We start from the raw sequence: 25,120 nt of genomic DNA on the forward strand, positions 1-25,120 counted from the left end.
ACAATGTCAAACCTTAAAGAGATAAAAAGAAAAATTAAGAGTGTTGAAAATACTCAAAAAACGACAAAAGCAATGAAACTTGTTTCTACTGCTAAGTTAAACCGTGCCAAAATTGCTGCACAGCAATCACGAGTTTATGCAGAGAAAATTAATCAAGTTTTATCAGAAATTGCTTTTAAAATAAACCAATACAAAATTGGTGGAATCAAGAGTCGTTTTTTTGAACAAATTGACTCTCCTAAGAAAGTTGATATTATTTTTGTAACTGCAGATAAAGGACTTTGTGGAGGCTTTAATATTCAAACTATTAAGGCTGTAAGCAGACTAATGGAAGAGTTCAAAAGTAAAAAAGTAAAAGTTCGTCTTAGAGGAATTGGTAAAAAAGGAATTGCCTTTTTTAAATTCCAAGATACTGAGTTACATTCAGAATACGCTGGTGTTAGTTCATCTCCTAGTTATGAAAAAGCTAGTGAAATAATAAAAGATGCAATTGATGATTTTGTAAATGGAGCAACAGATAAAGTTATACTGGTACATAATGGTTATTTAAATATGATTTCGCAAGAATTAAAAATCAATGATTTGGTTCCTGTTGATATTCCAGAAAGCTTTAAATGTGAATCAAAATCTTTAATGGAAATTGAACCAGAAGAAGATGAAACTATACTAGAATCACTAATAAAAAAATATTTTGAATATAACATGTATTATGCTCTAATTGACTCATTGGCTGCTGAACATAGTGCAAGAATGCAGGCAATGGAAAATGCAACAAATAATGCAACAGAGAGAGTTCAAATGTTGACTCTGGCTTACAATAAAGCTAGACAAGAAAGTATCACTACTGAATTAATTGAAATTATCAGTGGTGTTGAATCAATGAAGTAAAGAATTGGGAAAAATAAAGGAGAACAATCTATGAATGGAGTAATCAGCCAGATTATGGGTCCGGTTGTTGACGTCGATTTCGACGGATACCTTCCACAGATAAATGAAGCTATTGAAGTAAATTACGAAGTAGAAGGCAAGAAACAAAAATTAGTTTTAGAAGTTGCAGCTCACTTAGGTGACAATCGTGTAAGAACAATTGCAATGGATATGAGTGAAGGTTTGACTCGTGGTATTGAATGTACAGCACTTGGAGCTCCGATAAAAGTTCCTGTTGGTAAAGAAGTACTAGGAAGAATTTTTAATGTTGTTGGAGACGTTATTGATGAAGGTGAAGAAGTCGAGCCAACTGATAAATGGTCAATCCACAGAGATCCTCCAAGTTTCGAAGATCAAAGTACCAAAAGTGAAATTTTTGAAACAGGTATCAAAGTAGTTGATTTACTTGCTCCTTATGCAAAAGGTGGTAAAGTTGGACTATTTGGTGGTGCTGGTGTTGGAAAAACAGTTATTATTATGGAGCTTATTCACAATGTTGCATTTAAACACAGTGGTTACTCTGTATTTGCTGGTGTTGGAGAAAGAACTCGTGAAGGAAATGACCTTTATCACGAGATGAAAGACTCTAACGTATTAGATAAAGTTGCACTGTGCTATGGTCAAATGAGTGAACCTCCAGGAGCAAGAAATAGAATTGCATTAACTGGTCTTACAATGGCAGAGTATTTTAGAGATGAAATGGGACTAGATGTTCTTATGTTTATTGATAATATTTTTAGATTCTCTCAAAGTGGTGCTGAAATGTCAGCTCTTCTTGGACGTATTCCTTCAGCAGTTGGATATCAGCCAACATTAGCTAGTGAAATGGGTAAATTCCAAGAGAGAATTACATCAACTAAAAAGGGATCAATTACTTCAGTACAAGCTGTTTACGTACCAGCAGATGACTTAACTGACCCTGCTCCAGCAGCGGTTTTTGCTCACCTTGATGCTACAACAGTACTTAATCGTGCAATTGCAGAAAAAGGTATTTATCCAGCTGTGGATCCGCTAGATTCATCTTCTCGTATGCTTGATCCGCAAATTATTGGAAGTGATCACTATGAAGTTGCGCGTGGAGTTCAATCTGTTTTACAAAAATATAAAGACCTACAAGATATCATAGCAATTCTTGGTATGGATGAACTTAGCGAAGAAGATAAACTTACAGTTGATAGAGCAAGAAAAATTGAAAGATTCTTATCTCAACCATTCTTTGTTGCCGAAGTATTTACAGGAAGCCCTGGAAAATATGTAAGTTTAGAAGATTCAATTGCTGGTTTTAAAGGTATACTTGAAGGTAAGTATGATGATATTCCTGAAGCTGCATTTTATATGGTTGGTGGAATTGAAGAGGTTCTTGAAAAAGCAGAAAAACTTAAAAGCAAATAAGCTTTTTTGAGGAATTAAAATGGAAACTTTAAAATTAGAAATAGTTACACCTGATGGTATGATTTTTTCAGATAGTGTAAACAATGTAACACTACCAGGAAGTGAGGGTGAGTTTGGTGTTTATCCAAACCACGCCTCTTTAGTATCTTTACTAAGTGCTGGTATTATTGATATTGAATTGAGTGATGGACAACATGAAATTGTTGCAGTAAACTGGGGACATGCAAAAGTTGGTGAAAATGCAGTTACTGTTTTAGCTGATGGTGCTGTAGCAATCGCTGGAAGTGATGATTCTCAAGTTGCTGAATCGCTTAGAAAAGCAAAAGAACTAATAGAGAGTATTAGTGATTCAAATGTAGCAATTGCTGCTGCTACTGCTAAAATAGAATCAATGAGTAAATCAGGTAAATTAAAGTTATAGTATGGATGGCATTGATATATTATTAAACTACCTAAGTAGAAGTAGTGTAGTTACTTTTTTTGTTCTTGGGTGGTTGTCAATATATATTATAACTACATTTGGTGTACTTCTTAGTAAATATTTTTACCTATCAAGCTGGCTTTCACGTGAAAAAAGTTCACTTGAAGCCATGCTTATGGGTAGTAAAAGTGTGAGAGATGATTCTATTTTAAAAAAATGCTCTAATCATGAAGAGTTATCCGAAAAACTTCTAAATGTTTGTAAACGAGTAGCTGAAAAAAACTCGACTGATGGACTTTGGATATTGTCTATGATAGCATCAACTTCTCCTTTTATTGGCTTATTTGGTACAGTAGTTTCGATACTTGATACATTTAGTGGACTAGGAAATGGTGGAGCTTCATTAGGTGTAATTGCACCAGCTATAAGTGAGGCTTTAGTGGCAACTGCTGCAGGTATATTTGTTGCAATCCCTGCTTATAGTGCTAATTTGTTTATAAAAAGAAAAGCTTACGAAGTTGTAAGTTATGTTGAAAGAGAAGCAGAGTTTTTATTGGCACTAGAAAGAGAAAAAGAAGATGTTTAATTGGGACGAAGCTCCTGATTTAAATATCACGCCATTAGTTGATATCATGCTAGTCTTACTAGCAATACTAATGGTTACAACTCCTGCAGTTATTTATGAAGAAAAAATAACACTACCAGATGGCACAAAGTCAAGTGTGATAAAAAAGATACCTGAAATTGAGATTAGAATAGATAAAAATAGAAAAGTTTATGTCAAAAATGATAGTTTTAGTATTGATGAATTTCCAGACAACTTTGTTATGCTCTCACAAAAGTTCCCTTTAGATAAAACTATAGTTTATATAAAAGCAGACGAAGCTCTTAGATATAAAGATGTAATGTTTGTACTTAAAAGTGTAAAAGAAGTAGGCTTTATCCAAGTATCTCTTGAAACAAATGGGTAGAATATGCAAAATACTTCAACTTCAAATATGTTTGGATGGAGTATATCTATAATAATATACGTATGTATCTTATTTGGTGTTGCATATACTCTTGAATCTACCAAAAATAAAGAATTAAAATATACTGCTCAAAAGAAAAATTTAATAAATATTACTTTAGTTGATAGAAAAAAAACAACTCCCAAAAAAGTCAAAAAAAGAAAAATTGTTGAGAAAAAAACAACGGTTAAAAAAGAAAAAAAAGTTGTTGAAAAACCAAAAAAAGTTAAATCAAAAACAGTAAAATCCAAACCTGACTTTAAAAAATTATTTAGTAAAATAAACGTTGATAAAATACCAGAAAAAAAACAAAAAAGAGTAGAAAAAGTTAGAAAAAAAATAGAAAAGAAAGAGGTTGTTGAAGTAAAAAAAAGTGATGTTGCAAAAAAAATTATAAAATCACTAGAATTTGAAAAACAAGAGAATTTAATCGTAACATCTAAAGATGGAATTTACGATGAATTCAGAGGTAAAATCGCTGATATATTAGAAGCGAATTGGCAAGCTACGATAGATACTGTTTCAGGAAATGAAGCTACTGTATTGATAAGTATTGACAAATTTGGAAATTTAGACTATAAAATTGAAAGTTTGTCATACAGTGATGTGTTTAATGCTAAGCTTAGAGATTTCCTTGAAGAAATGAAGGATACAACTTTTCCAGCATATAAAGGTACTGGAGTTTTTAAAATGAAAACAAAATTTAAAGATATAATGGAGTAAAAGATGATAAAAAAAATTATAGTTTTGATGGCACTGATAAGTTCTCTTTTTTCTTATGATGCCACTGTAGAAATAGTTAAAAAATTAGATAGACTTCCTAAAATTGCACTTCAAGATGCAAGTGATAGTAGCGTAGATTTTAATTTTAGACAGAGATTTTTCAAAATTTTAAAAGGTGATTTAAGAGTTAGTAGCCATTTTGATGTGATTGATCTTTATCTTGAGAGCTCATATGATGGAAATATTGAAGATAATTTTTTAAGTGATAAAAAAGCAGATTTGATCTTGAGATATAATTTGTCTTTAGAAGATAGTGGCTATGTTATTGCAAAAGTAAAACTTTTAAATGCTAAATCTGGACAAGTGGACAGTGAAAAAATTTATAAAATTTCGAAGCAAAATAGATATCCGTTTTTAGCACATAAAATAACTGTAGAGCTAAATGATAAAATAGGGGCTCCTAGTATTGCTTGGATGGAGCAGTTTGTTATTTTCGCTAAATATACTGATAGTAAAAAGAGTGAAATTGTCATCTCTGATTATACATTAAGTTTTCAAAAGACAATAGTAAAAGGCGGACTCAATATTTTCCCAAAATGGGCTAATAAGGAGCAAAGTGCATTTTATTATACTTCATATAATGGCAAAAAACCAACACTTTATAAAGTTGATGTTAGAAATGGAAGAAGAGTTAGAGTAATTTCAGCTGAAGGAATGTTAGTGTGCTCTGATGTATCTAGCGATGGGAAAAAATTGCTTTTAACTATGGCACCAAAAGATCAAGCAGATATCTACATGTACAATGTAGAAACTAAAAATTTAGAAAAAATAACTTCTTATAGTGGTATAGATGTTAATGGAAATTTTATTGATAATGATGAAAGAATAGTTTTTGTTTCAGATAGACTAGGATATCCAAATATCTTTGCACAAAAAATTGGTTCAAGAAGTGTAGAACAGCTTGTGTATCATGGAAAAAACAATAATTCTGTTTCAGCATATGATAATTACATAGTCTATTCAAGCCGTGAAAAAGGAAGTGAATTTGGGGCTAAAACATTTAATCTTTATTTGATCTCAACAAAGACAGATTACATAAGACAATTAAGTGCGACTGGAAAAAATTTGTATCCTAGATTTGCAAATGATGCTGAAACAATTTTATTTATAAAGTACTACAACAATCAAAGTGCATTGGGTGTGATAAGACTAAATGCTAATAAAAGTTACCTTTTCCCTTTAAAAGTTGGAAAAATTCAATCAATTGATTGGTAATTTAAAGGAAAAGATGTTAAACTATCGCAACAAAAATGTTAAAAGGGGAAAATATGAAGAAAATAATGCTTGCAAGCTTAATAATGGCTGCATTTATATTTAGTGGCTGTAGTCAGAAAAATCCTGAAGTTGATATGACTAATTCAAAATCAACAACAGAAGTTAATAGTGCAGATAAAAAAGCAGAAGATTTATCTGGCATGGATTCAAATAAGATGGATGCGAATAATATGAATTCGCAAATGAATGATTCTAAAAATGATGTAGCAAAAGTGATTGCTATGCTTGAATCAAAAATTGATAAAGTTTATTTTGATTTTGATAAATACGACATAAGACCTGACATGAAAAGTGTAGTAGAAGCAAACGCTGCTTTATTAAATAGCGCTGAAGCTAAAAATCTATCAATTAAAGTAGAAGGTAACTGTGACGAGTGGGGAACTGATGAATATAACTATGCATTAGGTTTAAAAAGAGCAAAAAGTGTAAAAAATGCTTTAGCTGCTTTAGGCGTAAGTGAAGATCGTGTTATGATTGTAAGTTATGGTGAAAGTAACCCAGTTTGTAGTGATAAAAACAAAGCTTGTTGGGATAAAAATAGAAGAGCAGAATTTAAACTTCTCCCATAGTTAATAAATGAAAAAAGTATTAATATCGATGCTAGTAGCGAGTGTTTCGCTACTAGCTAATGAACCTTCAGCTTATGGTGCTGGTAATTTAGATAGCCAAAATCCTTATGGTCTAAGTTCCAGCGAAAAAAACATACTTCAAAATAAAAAAAATATCAAAAATCTATCTTCAAAAATAGCTGACTTAAAACTTGAATTTATGAAGTTAAAAGAGAGTTATGAAGGTATTTCTTCAATTACTGAAGGTTATTCTAGTAAGATAGCAAAAATTGATAGTGAAATTTCTAAGTTAAGTAGAACTTCTCAAAATTTTGAAAAAGAAATTGAGCAATTAAAAAATGAATCAATATCTTTAAAATCTTATATCGATGAAAATCGAAAATTACAAGATACTAATCAAGAAAAAATTAAAATTGTTTTGGATGAACTCAGCTCTATAATAGATTCAATCAATACTAATTATGTATCAAAAGATAAATTTACTGAACTAGAAAAAAAAGTTGAAGATCTTCTTAAAAAGAAAAAAGTCAAAGCAAAATTAAGTAAAAGTGGGGCTGAACTTTTAAAAGAGGGTACAAGATTATTTAAAAAGAAATCTTATGACCAAGCTAAGACAATTTTTACTGAACTTGTGAAAAGAAATTATAAACCTGCTAGAAGTAACTTCTATTTAGGTGAAATTGCTTATTTTCAAAAATCCTATAAAACTGCTATAAAGCATTATAAAAAGAGTATATCTTTGTATGATAAGGCAGATTATTTGCCAACACTTCTATATCATACAGGTATTTCGTTTAGCAAGCTTAAAGATTCAAAGCAGGCAAAACAATTTTTTGATGCTCTTAAACAGGGATATCCTAACTCAAACGAAGCTAAATCTTTAAAGTAATTTTTTTTATAAGTGATTATAAACAATGATTATGCTATAATCTATACTTTTATATAGAAGTATAAAAAATTATTCTCTTTGAGTAAGTCAAAGAGATCAAATTATTTAGGAGAATTTTATGGCAATAAGTGACAACCAAGTCGTTTCAATCAGCTATGAATTGAAAGACGTTGTTAGTGGGGAAGTGATAGATTCAAATCTTGATGCTGCACCATTATCATTTATCGTAGGAAAAGGTCAGATAATACCTGGTCTAGAAAATGAGATAAAAAATTTGTCTCAAGGTGACAATGCTGAAATAAAAGTAGCAGCAAAAGACGGATATGGAGAGTATGACGAAAATGCAGTTCAATCACTTCCTAAAGAGCAATTTGCTGGTCTTGAACTTAAAGAAGGTATGACTCTTTATGGACAAGGAGAAGATGGCGGAACAGTACAAGTAGTTGTAAAAAGCTTTAATGATGAAGAAGTTGTAGTTGATTTTAATCACCCTCTTGCAGGAAAAGATTTACTATTTTCAATTAATGTAACTGAAGTACGTGATGCTACTAGCGATGAACTAATCAACGGATTTGTTGCAGCACCAGCAGCAGGTGGCTGTGGTTGCGAAACTTCTGGTGGTTGTGGATGCTAAAAGGTGGCAGTTGCCACAATACATATAAAGCAGGCTACAATGGATATTTTAACTAATGTTAATTTTATAGCCAATTCAAGAGCCTCTAAAGAGGCTCTTAAATCTGCCAATTTGTTAAAAAGCTTAAATATAAATGCTATTATTTTGGGTGAAAGTGGTGTTGGGAAGCTGACACTTTCAAAATTTATTATGCCAGAAGCTGTAGTGGCTGATGGGAATAACTTCAAAGAACTTCTTAATATATTAGATTCAAATAGCAAAGTAATTATAAAAGATTTTAACAAAATTTCAAATTTTAAAAAAATAAAATCAATTATTGAAAAAAATAGCATAAGAATAATTGCTACTTCTTCAAATATAAATTTAAATTCTATTATCGATGATTTTTTTTCTTTAAAAATCACTATTCCACCACTTAGCGAAAGACAAGAGGACATTGAAGCTTTAGCACATAAATTTTTAGAAGAGGTATCTAGTATTTTTGGTAAAAAAGACATAGATATATCTTTTGAAAATTTGAATTTTGATTTAAGTGAAAATTGTTATTCACTTCGAAGATCAATTTATTTGAAATATTTAGTAAGTACTTTTAAAGATGAAGATATATTACAAATAATGGAAGAATTTTTATATAGTAGACTTGGAGGAAGAAATGATTATAGAGATAACTTGTATCTTTATGAAATCCCCATTATAAAAAGTGGATTTAAAAAATTCAAGTCACAATTAAATATGAGTGAAAAACTAGGCTTAAATAGAAATACACTTAGAAAAAAAGTCTTAGAATATAAAGACAAACTATAAAGGATAAATAGCATGAATACTACTTTTATTTTTCCTGGTCAGGGAAGCCAAAGTATAGGTATGGGAAAAGATTTTTATGATAATGATAATTTAGCAAAAGAGATGATAGATAGAGCAAGTGAAAGACTGAATTTAGATTTTACTGATTTATTATTTAATGAAAACGAAAAATTAGAACAAACTGAATTTACTCAACCAGCAATTTTTTTAGTTAGTATGATTGCTCATGCATTATTTACAAGAGAGTTCAAAAATTTACCATTTAGAGCTTTAGGTCACTCTTTGGGTGAGTTTTCTGCTTTAAGTAGTATTGGGGCATTAGATTATCTTGATGGAGTAGAGTTAGTTCATAAACGAGGTCTTTTTATGAAAAATGCCTGTGAAAATATAAATGCAGGTATGATGGCATTAATTGGTTTGAGTGATGAAAGTGTTGAAGAGATTACTTCATATCAAAGAGAATTAGGTAAAAAAGTTTGGGCTGCTAATTATAACTGTGATGGCCAAATAGTAGTAGCTGGAAATAAAGAAGATTTGGCATCTTTAGAATCTGTTTTCAAAGATGCTGGAGCTAAAAGAGCACTTCTTTTAAATATGTCAGTAGCCTCTCACTGTCCTTTGCTAGAGCCAGCGATAAAACCACTTGAAGAGTATTTGGTAAAATTTTTAAAAGATGAATTTATTGCACCGGTTATTTCAAATGCAACTGCAAGTGAGTATTCTTCAAAAAAAGAGGCATTAAAGCTACTTTCAAATCAATTAATAAGTCCCGTTAAATATAAACAATCAATTCTACATGTAGAACAACAAAGTGATAGCTTTGTGGAGTTTGGTGCAAATGTACTTAAGGGATTAAACAGAAGAAGCACAAAAAAACCTACTCATAGTATAACAGATATGAGTAGTTTAGAAAAGGCTTTAAGCGAACTATCATGAAAATAGTATTAAATCAAAACATACCAAAACTTAAAAAAATGAGTTTTGAAAAGTTTGAAGAAGAGTTAAGTAAAATTGAAGGAGATTTACTTGTATTTCCAGAGCTTGCACTAAATGGTTATATGTTAAAAGATGCAGTTTTTGAAGATGCATATACTTTAGAAGAGATTGAAAAAATTGCAACATTAAGTGATAAAAGAGATTTAGTTTTTGGTTGTGTTTTAAAAATAGAGCATAAGATATATAATAGTGCAGTTTATTGTAGTGGTGGGGATATAATTCATATACATCATAAAAATGTTTTACCAAATTATGGTTTATTTCAAGAGGCTCGTTTTTTCTTTGAAGGAGATAGAATTGATAGTTTTGAAACTTCTTTTGGTGAAGTAATGATTACAATTTGTGAAGAAATGTTTAGTGCTAAAGTGATAGAAAAAATTGCTTCAATTAAACCTGACTTACTGATTGTTTTGTCAAATTCTCCTGCTCGTGGTTTTGAAGATGATAAGCTTTTGATAGAACACCAATGGAATTCACTTCTTTGTGCTAGCGCAATATTATCAGGAGCTCATGTTGCTTTTGTTAATCGTGTAGGCTTTGAAGATGGTCTTGGGTTTTGGGGTGGAAGTCGTTTTATTTCCCCTAAAGGTGAAATTATAAAAAAAGCAAAACTCTTTGAAACAGATAGATTAGAAACAAATATAAATAAAAAATTATCAGCAACTCAAAAATATTTACTAAGGGCAAAATAAAATGGATATAAAAATAGCAATTATGGGAGCTATGCCTGAAGAGGTTGAGCCATTATTGGATTATTTTAAAGATTATAAAACAACTAGATATGCAAATAATAATTATTATGAAGTTAACTATAAAGGTATTAGTTTAGTAATTGCATATAGTAAAATTGGTAAAGTAAATTCAACTATAACAGCAGCTAGTTTGATAGAAAAATTTGGATGTAATAAACTCCTTTTTAGTGGTGTTGCTGGAGCTGTTAGTAGTGATCTTAAAATTGGTGATTTAATAGTTGCAAAAAAATTAGCTCAGCATGATTTAGATATAACTGCTTTTGGGCATCCTTATGGATATGTTCCTGAAGGTGCAGTTTTTGAAAATGCTAGTGAAGAGTTGATTGATATTGCAAAAGAAGTTGCTAAAAGTAAAAATATATCTTTAAAAGAGGGTGTGATAGTAACTGGAGATCAATTTGTTTGTGATGAGAAAAGAAAAGATTGGATAGCTAAAACTTTTAATGCTGATGCTTTGGAGATGGAAGGAGCAAGTGTTGGAGTAACTTGTAATGCTCTTGGCGTACCATTTTTTATCCTTCGCTCAATTAGTGATGCTGCTGATATGGATGCAAGTTTTAGTTTTGATGAGTTTATGGTAAGTAGTGCAAAAATAAGTGCAGATTTTATAATAAGTATGGTGGATAACATAATTGATAGAGCTTAGTAAAAAACTTCTAAGAATTACAGGTCGAACTAATGCAAAATATAAGCTTATAGGAGAGGGAGATAAAATCCTTTTAGGTTTAAGTGGTGGAAAAGACTCCCTTAGTTTAGCACATGTCTTAAAGCATATGCAAAGAGTTGCTCCATTTGATTTTGAATTTAAAGCAGTAACTATTGCTTATGGAATGAATGAAGATTTAAAAGATTTGATAGAACATTGTAAAACTCATGAAATTCCTCACGAAGTTTATGATACTAATATATTTGAACTTTCAAAAGATAAGATTAGAAAAAATTCATCTTTTTGTAGCTTCTTTTCAAGAATGAGAAGAGGGGCTTTATATACTTATGCACTTGAAAATGGTTACAATAAGTTAGCACTAGCTCATCATCTTGATGATGCAGTAGAGAGCTTTTTTATGAATTTTACATACAATGGAGCATTGCGTTCGATGCCTCCAATTTATAAAGCTAAAAATGGACTTTTAGTGATTAGACCTTTTATACATGTAAGAGAGAGACAACTCATAGATCAAGCAAGAAGTGCGAATATGCCACTAATTGGAGATGAAGCATGTCCTTCTATGAGGTTTGATATAAAAATGCCTGTAGCTAGAGCTAAAACAAAATCAATGCTAGCTAAAATGGAAGAAGAAAATAGCGAGTTATTTATCTCGTTAAAAAGAGCTTTTGAAAATATAAATTTATCTAGTTTTTGCAATGAAGAATATTTAGAGAGGTAAAATTAAACATTCATGATTTTTGTTAAATAAAAATCTTGAGTCTTTAATTTCTTACCCGAATGGGTAAAGCTTTAGTGAGGGGAATTTTCATTGAAGCTTTGCTTTAATGAAAAGGAGATTATTTATAGATGAAAAATTCTATTTTTGTTGGGGTTGCAGGTGGAAGTGGTTCTGGTAAAACTACAGTTGCTTCGAATTTAATAAAAGCTTTTAGTAAAAGTGATGCAGTTTTGATAGAACAAGATTCATACTATAGAGAAATAAAAAATAAATCATTAGAAGAAAGAGCTCAAACAAATTTTGATCATCCTGATGCAATAGAATTTGAACTGCTAGAGAAGCACTTAAAAGAGCTTAAAAACTTTAAGCCAATTAAAAAACCAGTATATGATTTTACAACTCACTTGAGAAAAAAAGAAACAGTTGTAGTAAATCCTGCAAAAATAGTTATAGTTGAAGGTATTTTAGTTCTAGCAGTGCCAGAAATTAGAAATATGTTTGATGTTAAAATATTTGTAGATACTGATGCAGATGAAATGCTTTTAAGAAGAGTTCAAAGAGATATTACTGAGAGAGGAAGAACTTTTGAAAGTGTCAAAGAGCAGTACTTGCGTACAGTAAAACCAATGTATTTAGAGTTTTGCGAGCCTTCAAAAAGATATGCAGATATCATAATCCCTCGTGGTGGAGAAAATGAAATAGCAACTAACATGGTAATAGCTAAATTGCAAAGATATTTATCTTAGTTAAATTTTAATAAGTATCTTGTATCTCTCAATACACCTGCAAGGACAATAATTGACATATTATAACACTATGTGTTATAATATTATATGATAAAAAATTTTTTAGATAGACATGATGAAGATTTTTATATTACAGGAAAGAGCAAAAAGATACCATCAACGATTCAAAATGTTGCGCTTAGAAAGTTAGATTATCTTAATGGTGCTTATTGTCTTGATGATTTAAAAATTCCACCTGCAAATCATTTGGAAAAATTGCATGGTGATTTGAAAGATTTTTATTCTATCCGTATAAATAGACAATATAGAGTTATTTTTAAATTTGAAAATGAAAATGTTTATGATGTAAAGATAGTAGATTATCATTAGGAGGAAAAGATGATAGAAATAAAAAGAGAACCTACTCATCCAGGAATTATACTAAAAGAGGAGTTTTTGATTCCATTAGATATAACTCAAAGTCATTTAGCAAAAGTACTTCATACTTCATTTCGTGCTATTAATGAGTTGGTAAATGAAAAGAGGGGTATAACTGTTGAAATGGCATTAAGGCTTTCAAAGTATTTTGGAACTTCACCACAACTTTGGTTAAATCTTCAAAATCAATATGACTTATATAGAGTTTCTATAAAAAAAAGTGAACTACTTAAACAAGTAAAGCATTGTGAAAAGGTTGCTTCTTAAGTATCTATAATCCTTCAAGCAGTATTTTCCATAATCTTTCTATCTCTTCATCATCCATAAAAATACTGCTTTTTGTTTTAAAAAGTTTCTCTACATGTAGACGTTCAAAAGTATTAGAATAAACGCAGTGTTCATGGGCAGGTAAAAAGCCTCTAATTAGTGCTAAATCGTCTCTTATAGGCTCTTCACAATTAAAACATATAAATTCATCATGAAGTCTACCTTCAAATTCTAGAAGTTCAATATAAGCTTCGATTGCTACTCTTTTAGGGTTTTGCTTATGCCAAATTGAGCTACATTTTTCAAGTAGGTTATAATAAAAAGAATTAATTTCATTAACATCTTTTAAATGTTTATAAAAAAGATTTACAAAAGATTGCCATATTCTCATTCTATTGAAATCTAGGTTGTAATGATAAGCAAGATGTAGTACTCCTCTTAGCTGAGGTATTGAAGATTTTATAGATGATTGCACTTCAAAGTCTATTTTATAACCAAGATTTATATGTGAGTGTCTCGCACCATAAAACCTATAAAGAGTTTGTATAGCGTTGTTTGTAAGTACTGTAACAATTAAATCTTCGTCTTTTACTCTGTTAAAATTTATTATATAACCTTGCATGATGTATTTTATCTATTAAATATTAAAAATATATTAAAACAAAAATATATTTATATAAAAAAGCTTAAAAAATTAATTGATATTTAAGTAAAAAAAAGATATATGATTTTGACTTAAATGCCATTTTTTAGTGTTTTATTAAATTTAAAGTGTATTTTAGATATGCTTGGAAAATTTTTACTTAAATTAATACAAAATTTTACTGCTAACTTACTGTATTTACCTAAAAATTAGTTCGTTTTATAGTTTAGTTTTGTATGGATACTAAAGGGGCAACTTTAATGAGAAATCTTCTTACAAATTTTAAAGATAACTGTGGTTTTGGTCTTATTGCAAATATTAACAACATACCAACACATGAAAATACAAATGATGCGATAAGAGCATTGGAAAGAATGATGCACAGAGGTGCAATTGCAGCAGATGGAAAAACTGGCGATGGTAGTGGTCTTCTTTTTTCATTACCTAAAGAATTTATGAAAAAAGAGGCAAAAAAACTTGAAGTCGATTTACCAAAGCAGTTTGCAGTTGCTATGGTTTTCTTGCAAAATGATAAACAAAAAAGAGTTTTTGAAGAAGTTTGTGAAAAAAATGATTTAAAAGTTGTCTTATATAGAGAAGTTCCTATTAATATAAAAGCTTTAGGAAAACAAGCCCTTGATTCACTTCCACAAATAGTACAGATTTTTGTTACTCCTTCTTCACTGATAGCAACTAAAAGGTTTGAAGCTCTTTTGTATCTAACTAGACGAGAGATTGAGCAAAAATTAAAAGATGATAAAGATTTTTATATTCCATCATTTTCAAATAAAGTAATATCATACAAAGGGTTGGTAATGCCAACTCACATAAAAACTTTTTATTTAGATTTGAGTGATGAAAACTTTAAAACAACTTTTACTCTTTTTCACCAAAGATTTTCTACAAATACACTTCCTCAGTGGAAACTAGCACAACCATTTAGAACAATAGCACACAACGGTGAAATAAACTCAATAGAAGCAAATAGATTTCATACTAAAAAGAAAACTGAATGTATAAAAAGTAGTGTTTTTTCAGATAAAGAGTTAGAAAAATTATTTCCAATAACTACAAATGATGTAAGTGATAGTGCAAGCTTAGATAATGTTTTTGAATTTATGATAGTAAATGGATATGATTTTTTCAAAGCAGCTCGTGTTTTGATTCAAGCTCCTTGGGAAAATGCACCTCATATGGATTCTGATTTAAGAGCGTTTTATGAATATGCAAGCATAAATTTTGAGCCTTGGGATGGCCCAGCTGCAGTTTCTTTGACTGATGGAAGATATATAGGCTGTATTTTAGATAGAAACGGACTTAGACCGGCAAAATATGTTATAACTAAAGATAATAGAATTGTAATATCAAGTGAATATGGTGTTATTGATATAGAAGAAGAAAATATATTGGAGCGTGGAAGGCTTCAAAGTGGTCAAATGATAGGGGTTGATTTAAAATTTGGTAAAGTTATGAAAAATGATGAAATCAATGACTATCTTAAAAGTTCAAACAGATATGCAGAGTGGTTAAATAAAAACCTTGTTTATCTTCAAGAGTTTGTAGAGCTACCATTTTCTAATACAAGTGATTATGAAAGAGAATCACTCGCATATGAACAAAGATTTTTTAATGTAACTGCTGAAGTAAAAGACATGGTTTTAACTCCTATGATGAAAGATGGTAAAGAAGGGGTTGGAGCTATGGGAGATGATACTCCAATGGCTGCTTTTAGTAAATCTCAAAGAAATTTTAGTGACTTTTTCAAACAAAAATTTGCTCAAGTTACTAATCCTCCAATTGACCCAATTAGAGAAAAAGTTGTTATGAGTTTAAATGCTGGATTTGGTGAAGCAAGAAATATGCTTGAAGAATCAAGTGAGCATGCAAAAAGAATTAAGTCAATTTCTCCAATTTTAATGCAAGAAAAACTTGAAGTTCTTATGAGTTTTGGAGATGTAAATAAACCACGCTATAGAGAAATATATAAAAATAGAGTATTTTCAACCCTTTTTGAAGACAATTTAAAAGGAAGTTTGGAAGATTTGGCTTATGATGTAGTAGAAGCTGTCAAAAATGATGGTGTTAAAATTGTCCTTTTAGATGATAGAGGAATGAATAAAACGCTAAAGCCAATGCCAATGCTAATGGTTGTTGGTAGATTAAATCAACTTCTTTTAGAAGAAGGAGTTCGTCATAAAGCTTCAATTGTTGCGATAAGTGGGGAGGTTTTTGATTCTCACTCTTGTGCTACTCTCATAGGTTTTGGAGCAAGTGCGATTTATCCTTATTTACTTTATGCAACAGTTCTAGAAGAGTGTAAAAAGGAAAATAAAAGCTCATATGAAACTAAAAATGCTTTAAAAAATGTAAATCATGCACTAAACCAAGGATTATTGAAAATTATTTCAAAAATGGGGATTGCAACTATATCTTCATATAGAAACTCCTCTTTATTTGATATATTAGGGCTTTCAAATGATATTGTAGAAGATTGTTTTTGTGATGCTTATGCGATGATACCAGGTCTTGGCTATGAAGATATTGAAAAAAGATTAAATGAATATCATGCAAAAGCATATGAGCTTGATTTGACTAAAAAATTATTTCCTTTAGAAATTGGTGGTTTTTATAAGTATATGGATGGTTTTGAATTTCATGATTTTGGACCAAAAGTTGTTCACAGTATACATAAAATGGTAAACAGTGGTAAAAAAGAAGATTATATAGAGTATAAAAATTTAGTCAATAATAGAGGATTAAAATTTATCAGAGACTTTTTTGATATAAAAAGCGATAAAGAACCAATCGACATTAGCGAAGTAGAACCAGTTGAAAATATATTTAAAAGATTTGCAACTGCTGCTATGAGTTTAGGTTCAATCTCTCCTGAAGCTCATGAAGCTTTAGCAGAAGCTATGAATAAAATAGGTGGTATGAGTAACTCTGGTGAGGGTGGAGAAGATCCTAAAAGACTAAAAAGTAATAAAAATTCAAAAATAAAACAAGTTGCATCTGGTAGATTTGGTGTAACTCCTGAATATCTAAGAAGTGCAACAGAGATTCAAATCAAAGTTGCTCAAGGTGCAAAACCAGGTGAAGGTGGTCAGTTACCTGGTCACAAAGTTACACCTCTTATCGCTTCGCTTAGATATACAATTCCTGGAGTAACTTTAATCTCTCCTCCTCCTCATCATGATATTTATTCGATTGAGGATTTGGCTCAATTGATTTATGATTTAAAACAAGTTAATCCTGAAGCAATTATTACAGTTAAATTAGTTTCAACTGCTGGTGTTGGAACGATTGCCGCTGGAGTTGCAAAGGCATATGCTGATAAAATCATTATAAGTGGTGGCGATGGTGGAACTGGTGCTGCTCCTTTGACTTCAATAAAATTTGCTGGAAATCCTTGGGAGCTTGGACTTAGTGAAGCTCACAATGCACTTAAAGCAAATAATTTAAGAGATGCTGTACATGTACAAACTGATGGTGGTTTAAAAACTGGACTAGATGTTATAAAAGCTGCACTTTTAGGGGCTGAGAGTTATGCTTTTGGAACTGTGTCTTTAACTGTTATAGGTTGTAAAATTCTTAGAATTTGTCATCAAAATAGATGTACAGTAGGAGTTGCTACTCAAGATGAAAGATTAAGAGAGCATTTTGTAGGAACCGTTGATAGAATAGTAAATTTCTTTACTTTAATAGCACAAGATGTAAGAGAGATACTAGCAAGTCTTGGTTATAGAAGTTTAGAAGAAATCATAGGAAGGAATGATCTTTTACATATAAAAGAAAATGAATTTGCTAAGAAATTTGATTTTAGCTCAATCTTGCAACAAATTGAAGGTGTAAATACTGTTCAAAAACCATCAAATGATCCTTTTGATCCAAATGAATTTGAACATGAAATACTCAAAGAAGTTTACAAAGTTATAGAAAATCCAGATGAAAGAATTGTACTTCATAAAAAAATTAAAAATACAAATAGAAGTTTTGGAGCTCTAATTAGTGGAGAGATTGCAAAATTTTATGGAAGCGATGGTTTAAAAGAAGATAGCATAAAATTTGAACTTAGTGGGACAGCAGGACAAAGCTTTGGAGCATTTTTAGCAAATGGTATAAGAATTAGGCTAAGAGGAACTGCTAATGATTACATCGGTAAAGGTATGAATGGCGGAAAGATTGTAATCATACCAAAATATCAAAGAGAAGGTTATGCAAGTGGTGGAAATACCTGCTTATATGGTGCAACTGGTGGAAAACTATTTGTTGCAGGTGAAGTAGGTGAGAGATTTTGTGTAAGAAATTCTGGGGCAGTAACTGTAGTTGAAGGTACAGGAGATCATGCTTGTGAGTATATGACTGGAGGAGTTGTTGTAATCCTTGGTAGAACTGGTGTGAATTTTGGAGCTGGTATGACTGGAGGAGTAGCATTTATTTATGATGAAACTCATGATTTTATAGATAAATTAAATCAAGAACTAGTTGTAGCTGAAAGAATTGATACTGATGACAAAGATGAAGCAAGGCATTTCTTAAAAAAGCTTCTTAGATCTCATATAAATGAAACAGAGAGTAAAAAAGCAAAATATATTTTGGATAACTTTAGACATTCTGTTAGAAACTTTTGGATGGTAAGACCAAAAGATATGACAAAAACACCACTTAATCCAGACGAGGGAGATTAATAATATGCAAAATTTTATAAAACTTGAAAGAGTAGAGCCATTAAGACGTGATAGTAGTGAAAGAGTAGAAGATTATAGAGAGATTTATGAAGTTATGAGAAAAGAAGAAGCTTCAGGTCAAGCTAGTAGATGTGTACAGTGTGGTGATCCATTTTGTCACAACAAATGTCCTTTACATAACTATATTCCATACTGGTTAAAAGCTGTAAGTGGTATGAAAAAAGAGTTGGCTTTTAAACTCTCTAATGAATCAAATCCTTTTCCTGAAATTACTGGAAGAATATGTCCTCAAGAAAGATTATGTGAGGGTGATTGTACTTTAAATGATGGACATGGAGCTATAACAATCGGCTCAATTGAAACATTTATCAGTGAATATGGATTTAAAAAAGGCTTAAAACCAGAATTTCCTGGAATCAGTACCGATAAAAAAGTTGCAGTTATTGGAAGTGGCCCTGCTGGACTTGCGTGTGCTACTTATCTTTTAAGAGCTGGCATAAAGGTAGATATGTATGAGAGACAATCAAAAGCAGGTGGACTTTTAACATATGGAATACCAGGATTTAAACTTGATAAAGAAGTTGTTTCAAGAAGAGTTGGATGGTTAGTTGGTGCTGGTATGAATCTAATTACAAATTGTGAGGTTGGAAAAGATATATCATTTGAAAAAGTTGCAGAAAATTCTGATGCAATATTTTTATCAATTGGAGCAGAAAAATCAAATAAAGCAAAAATAGTAAATGAAAATGCAAAAAATGTTTTTATGGCAATTGATTTTTTAAGAAATATTCAAAAGAAACTTTTTGGTGAAGAGTATGATAAATCTTACGAAGTTGCTGGTAAAAATGTAGTTGTAGTAGGTGGTGGTGATACTGCTATGGATTGTTTAAGAACAGCGATTAGAGAAGATGCTAAGAGTGTAAAATGTCTTTATAGAAGAGATAAATACAATATGCCAGGAAGTAAAAAAGAGTACAAAAATGCAAAAGAAGAAGGTGCAATATTTACTTATAATGCAGCTCCCAAAGAGATAATTGTAAATAGTGAAAATGAAGTTATAGCTTTAGAAGTTCAAAAAACAATGCTTGGTGAAAAAGACAATAGTGGAAGAGCAAAAGTTGAAATAGTAAAAGGAAGTGAGTACAGAGTTGAAGCTGATGTAGTTATATTTGCTCTTGGTTTTTCATCTTCAAGCCCAGATTTTTTAGCTGAAAATGGAATCGCAGTAAATAAATGGGGAGTTATTGAAGTTAATGAAAACTATGAAACTACTGCTAGTGGAGTTTATGCTGGTGGAGATTGTAAAAGAGGAAGTGATTTAGTGGTAACTGCAGCTGCTGAAGGTAAGGAAGCTGCTGAAGCTATCATTAAAAGTTTATTAGGATAAAATGAAAGATTTTTTTGAAGAAGTAATAAATGCTAACAAAGAGATACAAAATATCATATCTACATGTAAAGAAGATTTATCAAAAAGTATCTCTTTGGGAGCTGGTGGAGATATAAGTAGTAAAATTGATTTGCTAGCAGAAGAAGTTTTTATAAGATATCTAAAAAATTTTGGCAATATTTACTCTGAAGAGTGTGGTTTTGTAGATAATAAAAAAGAATTAGATGTTATAATTGATCCAATTGATGGTAGTGATAATTTTGCTTCAAATTTTCCATATTATGGAACTTCAGTAGCTTTAAAAAAATCAGGCAGAACAATAGCTGGTGTTATTGTAAATCTTGCAAATAATGACATTTTTATAAAAGATAATAAACGTTTTTTAAAAGGAAAGTTATGCAGTGAAAAATTTATACATGTAGAAAAAAATATCTCATCAAAAATAGGACTTTTTGAGAGAGCATACTCGTCTTTTAAAACCCCTGAGATATTAAGACAGCACAACATAAAATATAGAAGCCCAGGTGCTTTTGCTCTATCTTTGGCTTATGCACATGAGGTTGATTTTGTTCTTTATGAAGGGAAAAAAAGAGAGTTTGATATAGCTGCCGGTCTTTTTATGTGCGAAGATTTACATGTAAAAAATGATGAAAAAATTCTCCTTGTAAGTAAAGATAAGGAAATTTTTGGTAAAATGTCCCAATTTATTAAATAACGGGAGAGTATATTATGAAATTTAGTGAGATTTTTGGTAATTTTAGAAAAAAGCAATCCTCTCCAAAAGAAGCACCAAGTCATTGGGTTAAGTGTTCAAAATGTCAATCACTAATGTACTATAAAGAGATTGAACACCTATTTAATGTTTGTCCAAAGTGTGGATTTCATATGCGAATTTCTGCACAAAAAAGAATTGAATTACTAAGTGATGAAAATAGTTTTGTAGAATTTGATGAATTATTAAAACCAATAGATCCTTTAAAATTTGTCGATAAAAAATCATATAAAAAAAGAATAGCTGAAGCTAAAGAGAAAACAGGAAGAAACTCTGCAGTAATTAGTGGAAGTTGTAGCATTGAAGGAATAAATACTCAATTAGTAGTTTTTGATTTTAGTTTTATGGGTGGAAGTTTAGGCTCAGTAGAAGGTGAAAAAATAGTAAGAGCTGTTAATAGAGCGATCGAAAATAAAACTGGATTAATTATCGTAAGTGCAAGTGGAGGGGCTAGGATGCAAGAGAGCACATTTTCACTCCTTCAGATGAGTAAAACTTCAGCTGCACTTACTAAGCTTAGTGAAGCTGGGCTTCCCTTTATATCAATTTTAACAGATCCAACTATGGGCGGAGTAAGTGCTAGTTTTGCATGGCTTGGAGATGTCATCATAAGTGAGCCAGGTGCACTTGTTGGATTTGCTGGACAAAGAGTAATAAAGCAAACCATTGGGGCTGATTTACCAGAAGGATTTCAAAGAGCTGAATTTTTACTTGAGCATGGCTTAATTGATATGATAGTAAAAAGAAATGATATGAAAAAAACAGTTGCTGATTTGTTGAGATTTTTTGATAGCAATTGTAAAAAAAATGAATATGAATTAAAAATTAAGGCCTCTTAGTATTGAAAATTTATGCTCTTTTGGATTTTGAAAGTTTAAGAAAACATGATTGGAGTTTTGAAAGATTTATCTCTACATGTAGCAAGTTAAATGTTAGCATAATACAATATAGAGATAAGCTAGGCTCAAATGAGAGAATTGAGGAAAATTTAAAAGTATTAAAAAGACTTAGTAAAGTACCGATCATTGTAAATGACCATATGGATTTAGTAGAGTTTTGCGATGGTTTACATGTAGGACAAGATGATATTAAAAAAATTGATGTTGATAAAAAACGAGCGATTGAGCGAATAAGGGAAAAAATAGGAAGTAAGATATTGGGAATATCGACTCATAATAAAGAAGAGATACTTGAAGCAAATGAATTAGATGTTGATTATATAGGGCTTGGAGCATACAGAAAGACATCTACAAAAAATGATGCAACTGTTTTGAGTGAGAATCTAGCTAAGTTAGCTAGCCTTTCACTCAAGCCAGTTGGTGCAATTGGTGGTGTTAGGATAAGTGATACGATAGAGAATGTTTCATATTTGGTTGTGGGAAGCGATCTGTATGAACATTAAGATTTTTAGTATTGAAAAGAGTAGTAATAAGCTAGTCGATGAATTAAACAAAGAGTATATTAAAATGATCTCTAAATATTCATCGATAAATGATATGACTATTTTCAATAAGCAAATTGCTTTAGCTCAAACAAAAGGAGCAAAAGAAGCAAAAGAATCATATCGTAAGGCGTACGAGCCACATCTAAAGGGGTATAATATCGCATTAGATGTAAAGGGTTATGAGTGTGATAGTTTTGAGTTTAGTAAAATTTTTGATAATCATACGAATATCAATTTTTTTATAGGCGGTGCTTATGGTTTTGATGATGAGTTTTTAAATAAAACTCAAAAAGTTATAAGCTTAAGTAAGCTAACATTCGCCCATAAAATTGCTAAAGTTGTTCTTTATGAACAAATTTATAGAGGGCTTTGTATAAAATCAAATCATCCATATCACAAATGATGTGATAGGTATTAAGGGAAATATATGAGAGAGAGTGATTTAAAATATTTTGAAAATTTGCTTTTAGATAGAAAAGCTCAAATAAAGAAAAATATTGAAGATGCGAAAAAAGAAATTGAATCATTAAAAGATAATGAAGTAGGTGATGAGGCTGATCATGCTTCAGTTAGTACAGATAGAATGATAGAACAAGCATTAAGTTCTCAGATGCAAAAAGAGTTAAGTGAGATTGATTTTACGCTTTCTAAGATAAAAAGTGGTGGTTATGGAATCTGTGAAATGTGTGAGGAAGAGATAGGCTTTCAAAGACTTAAAGTAAAACCTCATGCAAAATATTGTATAGTTTGTAGAGAGATAATTGAGAAGCAAAATAAATAGATATGGAGATATAGGATGGGGATTAAAAAATATATTGCATTTGCTTTAGTTTACCTAGTAGCAGTTGGGCTTTATGTGTATAGTTTCAATGGTGACATGTACACCTTGAGTATTTCATCTTTTTCTGTAGAATTTCCAATTGCACTATGGGTAGTAATGCCTGCAATTTTGCTATTTATTGCTTCTGTATTACATATGATGTTTTATTCTTTTAAAGAGTATTTACAAAATCGTGCCTTGAAGAAAGATTTTGCAAATTTCAAGATTTACTTTGTTAGTAAAATTTTGCATGAAAAAAGCAGTATAAACTTTAAAACTGATTGGTTCAAATTTGTTGGAAAAGTTTTTGATTTGGTTGAATTTGAAGAAAATAAAGAGATACAAATCGATGATGACAAAATTGCAGAAGCTAGAAATTTGGTTCAACAAATTGAAGATGGTGAAGTTGTAGAACTCAAAAAGTATAAATTGGCTAAAGATAATCCTCTAGTAATCAAGAACAAATTAAACAAATTAGAAAGTGATCCAAAATTTGCAACAACTGTGTTGAAAGATTGTGATGACAAAGAGAGTGAATTATGCCAAAAAGCATATTTTGCATTTTTAAAATATGCTAGTTTTGATGAGATAAAAAAATTAGATTTTCCTCCAACAAAAGATATGTTTAGGGTTTTGATGGAGAGATATTTAGATGAAGATGATAAATTTGATATCCCAATTAGTGCTATAGAAGAAATGCTTATGCAATTTAAAGCAACAAGAGATGATTATCTTGAGTTAGCTTATGAGATTAAAGCTAAGCTTTCTCCAGACGCACTTATTGCACTGTTTGAAAAATTATATAATTCACCTGACCATGAAGAAGCAGCTGATGCATACTTGTATGTTTTATATGAACTTCAAATGATTGATAAAATCAGAGAAATTTTAGAAAATTCAGATGAAAAAGAGTTTATGAAGTTTAAAGCTCTTTTATTTTTAAGAGATCATGGACAAAATGTAAATAGTAGTTTGTTTTTAAGAGATATTAAAATTTGAACAAAAAAATAGACTTTGATAAGGGCATTTTTGCCCTTGCTCCACTTGCAGGCTTTACTGATCTTCCTTTTCGTAGCGTTGTTAAAAAATTTGGTGCGGATTTGACATTTTCTGAAATGTTAAGCTCAAATGCACTTGTGTATAACTCAAAAAAAACTTACAAAATGCTTGAGAAATCTCCAAATGAAACTCCTTATATCGTACAAATTGCGGGAAGTGATTTAAATGTCATCAAAGAAGCAGTTTTAATTCTAAATGATATTGAAGGAATTGATGGGATAGATTTGAATTGTGGCTGTCCTGTTCCTAAAGTAGTTTCTCAAAATTCTGGTTCATCTTTGCTTTTAAATTTACCCCATTTAAGAAAGATTGTAGAGACCATAAAGACAAATTCTAATAAAACTTATACTAGTGTTAAAGTAAGACTTGGTTATAGTGAAAAAATTCCAAAAGAAATTGCAAATGCCATTGATGATAGTGGAGCCGATTTTTTAAGCGTACATGGAAGAACAAGAGCTGGAGCTTATAAGGCAAGTGTTGATTATGATGCGATTAGAATCATAAAAGAAAATATCTCTATACCAGTTTTAGCCAATGGTGACATTACTAGCTATGAAAAAGCTTTAGAAGTAAAAAAAATAACAGGCTGTAAATCTTTGATGATTGGAAGAGGAGCAGTTGGTAATCCTTGGATTTTTCATCAATTAAAAAACGGAACTAGCCAAGTTGACAATGCTTTAAAAGCAGAAATTATACTAGAGCATTATGACAGTATGATTGAATTTTATGGAGAGCACGGTGTTAGCATGTTCAGAAAACATTTACATGTATATTCCAAAGGTTATAGTGAAGCTAGTAGTTTTAGAAATAAAATAAACACAATAACCAATCCAGCAATAATGAGAGAAGAGATAAAAAACTTTTTTTTATCTAAACCTTCTTTTACTTAATCTTACCCCTTATAGATTTTTATTAGTATAATTAATCATACTTATTAATAATAAAACTAAAAAAGTTTTATTAAGACTATATTATAAAAATATTTTATTTGAAAAATTTATATGCTTAGATTTGTAATTTGTTATAATCCAATTCTA

The 25,120-nt window shown here is 30.6% G+C and carries 28 protein-coding genes; 27 read left to right on the forward strand and 1 reads right to left on the reverse strand.

All coding sequences use genetic code 11. The features are described from left to right. Window positions 1-3 precede the first annotated feature (3 nt). The 18 genes from atpG to ACKGJI_RS02945 all read left to right on the forward strand — a co-directional run bounded on the left by atpG (window position 4) and on the right by ACKGJI_RS02945 (window position 13,270). The gene (gene atpG / locus ACKGJI_RS02860) at window positions 4-888 is read left to right on the forward strand and encodes an ATP synthase F1 subunit gamma (protein ID WP_458701050.1); all 885 of its coding nucleotides are present in this window, start codon (window positions 4-6) and stop codon (window positions 886-888) included. 30 nt (window positions 889-918) lie between these two features. Next, a complete protein-coding gene (gene atpD, locus ACKGJI_RS02865) occupies window positions 919-2,319 on the forward strand; it encodes a F0F1 ATP synthase subunit beta (RefSeq protein ID WP_458701051.1) in 1,401 nt (466 codons plus the stop codon). A 19-nt stretch (window positions 2,320-2,338) separates the two neighbouring features. Continuing rightward, entirely contained in the window at window positions 2,339-2,740 is a 402-nt protein-coding gene (gene atpC, locus ACKGJI_RS02870; RefSeq protein WP_458701052.1) for an ATP synthase F1 subunit epsilon, read from the forward strand. Between the two features lies 1 nt (window position 2,741). Then, a complete protein-coding gene (locus ACKGJI_RS02875; RefSeq protein WP_458701053.1) occupies window positions 2,742-3,326 on the forward strand; it encodes a MotA/TolQ/ExbB proton channel family protein in 585 nt (194 codons plus the stop codon). Further along, complete coding sequence (locus tag ACKGJI_RS02880; RefSeq protein ID WP_458701054.1) at window positions 3,319-3,711, forward strand: ExbD/TolR family protein; 393 nt, start codon at window positions 3,319-3,321, stop codon at window positions 3,709-3,711. Before ACKGJI_RS02875 ends, ACKGJI_RS02880 begins: the two co-directional genes overlap by 8 nt. Window positions 3,712-3,714: 3 nt before the next feature. Beyond that, window positions 3,715-4,473, forward strand: a complete 759-nt coding sequence (locus tag ACKGJI_RS02885) for a TonB C-terminal domain-containing protein (RefSeq protein ID WP_458701055.1) — start codon at window positions 3,715-3,717, stop codon at window positions 4,471-4,473. Between the two features lie 6 nt (window positions 4,474-4,479). Continuing rightward, window positions 4,480-5,748 (forward strand): Tol-Pal system protein TolB, encoded by a 1,269-nt coding sequence (gene tolB / locus ACKGJI_RS02890; RefSeq protein ID WP_458701689.1) that lies wholly within the window; start codon window positions 4,480-4,482, stop codon window positions 5,746-5,748. Between the two features lie 53 nt (window positions 5,749-5,801). Then, on the forward strand, window positions 5,802-6,377 hold the full coding sequence (gene pal, locus ACKGJI_RS02895; protein WP_458701056.1) for a peptidoglycan-associated lipoprotein Pal: 576 nt from the start codon (window positions 5,802-5,804) through the stop codon (window positions 6,375-6,377). 7 nt (window positions 6,378-6,384) lie between these two features. Further along, window positions 6,385-7,266: a tetratricopeptide repeat protein gene (locus tag ACKGJI_RS02900; RefSeq protein ID WP_458701057.1), complete on the forward strand. Its 882-nt coding sequence runs from the start codon at window positions 6,385-6,387 to the stop codon at window positions 7,264-7,266. A gap of 118 nt (window positions 7,267-7,384) precedes the next feature. Next, a complete protein-coding gene (locus ACKGJI_RS02905) occupies window positions 7,385-7,900 on the forward strand; it encodes an FKBP-type peptidyl-prolyl cis-trans isomerase (RefSeq protein ID WP_458701058.1) in 516 nt (171 codons plus the stop codon). 39 nt (window positions 7,901-7,939) lie between these two features. After that, window positions 7,940-8,704 carry a Fis family transcriptional regulator gene (locus ACKGJI_RS02910; RefSeq protein ID WP_458701059.1) on the forward strand — a complete coding sequence of 255 codons (765 nt, stop codon included), beginning with the start codon at window positions 7,940-7,942 and terminating at the stop codon, window positions 8,702-8,704. A gap of 12 nt (window positions 8,705-8,716) precedes the next feature. After that, window positions 8,717-9,640: an ACP S-malonyltransferase gene (gene fabD, locus ACKGJI_RS02915; protein ID WP_458701060.1), complete on the forward strand. Its 924-nt coding sequence runs from the start codon at window positions 8,717-8,719 to the stop codon at window positions 9,638-9,640. Then, on the forward strand, window positions 9,637-10,392 hold the full coding sequence (locus ACKGJI_RS02920) for a nitrilase-related carbon-nitrogen hydrolase (protein WP_458701061.1): 756 nt from the start codon (window positions 9,637-9,639) through the stop codon (window positions 10,390-10,392). Before fabD ends, ACKGJI_RS02920 begins: the two co-directional genes overlap by 4 nt. 1 nt (window position 10,393) lies before the next feature. Continuing rightward, a complete protein-coding gene (locus ACKGJI_RS02925) occupies window positions 10,394-11,098 on the forward strand; it encodes a 5'-methylthioadenosine/adenosylhomocysteine nucleosidase (RefSeq protein WP_458701062.1) in 705 nt (234 codons plus the stop codon). Further along, window positions 11,085-11,840, forward strand: a complete 756-nt coding sequence (locus ACKGJI_RS02930; RefSeq protein ID WP_458701063.1) for a tRNA 2-thiocytidine biosynthesis TtcA family protein — start codon at window positions 11,085-11,087, stop codon at window positions 11,838-11,840. The genes ACKGJI_RS02925 and ACKGJI_RS02930 overlap by 14 nt, the downstream gene beginning before the upstream one ends. Window positions 11,841-11,968: 128 nt before the next feature. Next, entirely contained in the window at window positions 11,969-12,586 is a 618-nt protein-coding gene (udk, locus tag ACKGJI_RS02935; protein WP_458701064.1) for a uridine kinase, read from the forward strand. A gap of 87 nt (window positions 12,587-12,673) precedes the next feature. Then, window positions 12,674-12,955 (forward strand): type II toxin-antitoxin system RelE/ParE family toxin, encoded by a 282-nt coding sequence (locus ACKGJI_RS02940; protein ID WP_458701065.1) that lies wholly within the window; start codon window positions 12,674-12,676, stop codon window positions 12,953-12,955. Between the two features lie 9 nt (window positions 12,956-12,964). Further along, window positions 12,965-13,270, forward strand: coding sequence for a HigA family addiction module antitoxin (locus tag ACKGJI_RS02945; protein WP_458701066.1), 306 nt, complete (start codon window positions 12,965-12,967; stop codon window positions 13,268-13,270). A 4-nt stretch (window positions 13,271-13,274) separates the two neighbouring features. Here ACKGJI_RS02945 and recO read toward each other — a convergent pair whose 3' ends face one another. Then, window positions 13,275-13,892: a recombination protein RecO gene (gene recO, locus ACKGJI_RS02950; protein ID WP_458701067.1), complete on the reverse strand. Its 618-nt coding sequence runs from the start codon at window positions 13,890-13,892 to the stop codon at window positions 13,275-13,277. A gap of 281 nt (window positions 13,893-14,173) precedes the next feature. On the opposite strand from recO, the gene gltB reads away from it, so the two are divergent. From gltB to ACKGJI_RS02995, 9 genes are read left to right on the forward strand one after another with little or no spacing between them, the layout of a single operon-like run. Next, complete coding sequence (gene gltB, locus ACKGJI_RS02955) at window positions 14,174-18,601, forward strand: glutamate synthase large subunit (RefSeq protein ID WP_458701068.1); 4,428 nt, start codon at window positions 14,174-14,176, stop codon at window positions 18,599-18,601. A gap of 4 nt (window positions 18,602-18,605) precedes the next feature. Next, entirely contained in the window at window positions 18,606-19,988 is a 1,383-nt protein-coding gene (locus ACKGJI_RS02960; protein ID WP_458701069.1) for a glutamate synthase subunit beta, read from the forward strand. Window position 19,989: 1 nt separating this feature from the next. Then, window positions 19,990-20,703, forward strand: coding sequence for an inositol monophosphatase family protein (locus ACKGJI_RS02965; RefSeq protein WP_458701070.1), 714 nt, complete (start codon window positions 19,990-19,992; stop codon window positions 20,701-20,703). 14 nt (window positions 20,704-20,717) lie between these two features. Continuing rightward, a complete protein-coding gene (accD, locus tag ACKGJI_RS02970; protein WP_458701071.1) occupies window positions 20,718-21,599 on the forward strand; it encodes an acetyl-CoA carboxylase, carboxyltransferase subunit beta in 882 nt (293 codons plus the stop codon). A gap of 2 nt (window positions 21,600-21,601) precedes the next feature. Then, window positions 21,602-22,162, forward strand: a complete 561-nt coding sequence (locus ACKGJI_RS02975; RefSeq protein WP_458701072.1) for a thiamine phosphate synthase — start codon at window positions 21,602-21,604, stop codon at window positions 22,160-22,162. Beyond that, entirely contained in the window at window positions 22,152-22,607 is a 456-nt protein-coding gene (locus ACKGJI_RS02980) for a 23S rRNA (pseudouridine(1915)-N(3))-methyltransferase RlmH (protein WP_458701073.1), read from the forward strand. Before ACKGJI_RS02975 ends, ACKGJI_RS02980 begins: the two co-directional genes overlap by 11 nt. A gap of 24 nt (window positions 22,608-22,631) precedes the next feature. Next, window positions 22,632-22,985: an RNA polymerase-binding protein DksA gene (gene dksA / locus ACKGJI_RS02985; RefSeq protein ID WP_458701074.1), complete on the forward strand. Its 354-nt coding sequence runs from the start codon at window positions 22,632-22,634 to the stop codon at window positions 22,983-22,985. A 15-nt stretch (window positions 22,986-23,000) separates the two neighbouring features. Then, entirely contained in the window at window positions 23,001-24,023 is a 1,023-nt protein-coding gene (locus ACKGJI_RS02990; protein ID WP_458701075.1) for a fatty-acid--CoA ligase, read from the forward strand. Beyond that, a complete protein-coding gene (locus tag ACKGJI_RS02995) occupies window positions 24,020-24,973 on the forward strand; it encodes a tRNA dihydrouridine synthase (protein ID WP_458701076.1) in 954 nt (317 codons plus the stop codon). The genes ACKGJI_RS02990 and ACKGJI_RS02995 overlap by 4 nt, the downstream gene beginning before the upstream one ends. The last annotated feature ends 147 nt before the right edge of the window (window positions 24,974-25,120 follow it).

This window comes from Sulfurospirillum sp. 1307, assembly GCF_054408545.1.